Origin of the sequence: Aneurinibacillus danicus (assembly GCF_007991215.1) — a bacterium.
Lineage (GTDB): Bacteria > Bacillota > Bacilli > Aneurinibacillales > Aneurinibacillaceae > Aneurinibacillus > Aneurinibacillus danicus.
In genome coordinates, this window is record NZ_BJXX01000150.1 from 1 (window position 1) to 638 (window position 638).

1 protein-coding gene is annotated in these 638 nt (G+C 52.0%); it reads right to left on the reverse strand.

Annotated features, from left to right (window positions below):
* Window positions 1–19: 19 nt before the first annotated feature.
* On the reverse strand, window positions 20–526 hold the full coding sequence (locus ADA01nite_RS16005; protein ID WP_146811281.1) for a MogA/MoaB family molybdenum cofactor biosynthesis protein: 507 nt from the start codon (window positions 524–526) through the stop codon (window positions 20–22).
* Between the last annotated feature and the right edge of the window lie 112 nt (window positions 527–638).

Genomic DNA, 638 nt, shown 5'->3' on the forward strand with positions numbered 1-638 from the left:
TAATGCAATGTTAATGATCTTATTTATAAATCTCGCGCAGCACGTGGCCAAGCTCCGGAATAATGAGTTTGCTCATCGCAAGCCGCACAGCGCCGGACGATCCCGGCGTCGAGAAAACAGCCCGGTCATGATAGACACCCGCAATCGCCCTGCTTAAAATCGCCGCCGAACCGATATCCTCCGTGTAGCTCAGCATGCGGAAGATTTCGCCGAAGCCTGGCAGCTCCTTATCCAACATCGAAGCCACCACTTCATAGGTCACATCCCGCTTCGCGATTCCCGTCCCTCCATTCAGGAGAATCGCCTGCACTTTCGGATCGTTCGCTCCGTCTTTAATCGCCTGTGAAATGGCAGCTTTTTCGTCCGTCACAATTACGTACCGCTCTATCGTGTGTCCCGCTTCCGTCAGAAATTGCTGCATCAACTGGCCACTTTTATCCGTCTCCGGCGTCCGTGTATCGCTCACCGTAATCACCATGCAACCTACCTGCTTTGGTGCCTCTTTTTTATGTTCGGTCACTGACATAAGCATTTGTCTCCTTTCTCTCATTCGAGCACCCGCTCGCAAAAAACCACCGTAGCTTTTCAGCCGCAACCCCGACATGAAAATCATGGGAGAGAGGCTGACTTTTGGGGTA